Annotated in this window: 1 protein-coding gene; it reads right to left on the bottom strand. The window is 62.3% G+C overall.

Going from position 1 to position 1,120, the window contains the following annotated elements; genetic code table 11:
* A partial coding sequence (locus tag ACXJ7R_RS33780; protein WP_457155579.1) for a molybdopterin-dependent oxidoreductase occupies nt 1-1,120 on the bottom strand: 1,120 nt, incomplete at both ends.

Here is a 1,120-nt window from a genome sequence, read left to right as displayed (position 1 = left end):
CTATTTCGGTGCGCCCGAGGCAAGGCAGGATCAGCGCGTCGCGCCCGTGTACCAGATGGCTGCGATTGAGCTTGGTTGACACTTGGACCGTCAGGTCGAGCTTGCGCAAGGCAGCGCGGGTCACCTCCCAGTCCGGGATGGCTGACACGAAGTTGCCGCCGACGGCGAAGAACACTTTCACCTTGCCGTCTTTCATGGCCTCCAGCGCGGTCACGACGTTGTGGCCATGTTCGGACGGTGGCTTGAAGCCGAAGCGGTGCTCAAGCCGATCGAGAAATTCCTTTGTCGGCGTTTCGGTGATGCCGACCGTGCGATCGCCCTGGACGTTGGAATGACCGCGTACCGGGCAAAGTCCGGCGCCCTCGCGGCCGATATGACCGCGCAGCAGCGCGAGATTGGCCAGCTGCTGCACGTTTTGTGCTCCCCGACGGTGCTGCGTGATGCCCATGCCATAGACAATGATCGCTCGTTCGACCTTCATATAGGCGCGAGCGGCGTATTCGATGTCCTCGCGAGCGAGCCCTGACTGAGACACGATGTCGTCCCATCGCGTCGCCCGCAGGTCGGCGGCGAGAGCCTCGATACCCGTCGTATGGCCCTTGATGAAATCCCAGTCGAGGATCRCCGGCAATTCGCCCGCCCGCGCCGCATCGTCTGCTTCCATGAGAACTTTCATGAGCCCCTTGACGACCGCGACGTCGCCGCCGACACGCACCTGATAGAGCTTGGCGCTGATCGGTGTCGACGTAAGCGTTGCCATTTCGACCGGGCTTTGGGGCGACTGGAAGCGCTCCAGGGCGCGCTCGCGGAACGGATTGAAGGACATGATGGTTGCGCCGCGCCGCGAGGCGTTGCGCAGGCTCGTCATCATGCGAGGGCTGTTGGTGCCCGGATTTTGTCCGAAGATGAAGATGCAGTCCGTCTTGTCAAAATCGGAAAGCAGGCAGGTACCCTTGCCGACGCCGAGCGAGTGCGGCAGGCCGACGCTGGTAGCCTCGTGGCACATGTTCGAGCAATCGGGGAAATTGTTGGTGCCGAACTCTCGCACGAAGAGCTGGTAGAGGAACGCTGCCTCGTTCGAGGTGCGGCCGGATGTGTAGAACTCGGCCATGTTGGGATC

This window comes from Mesorhizobium sp. P5_C1, from assembly GCF_054049815.1.
Note: the sequence above shows the minus strand (reverse complement) of the source record. Positions and strands in the feature narration are given on the sequence as shown.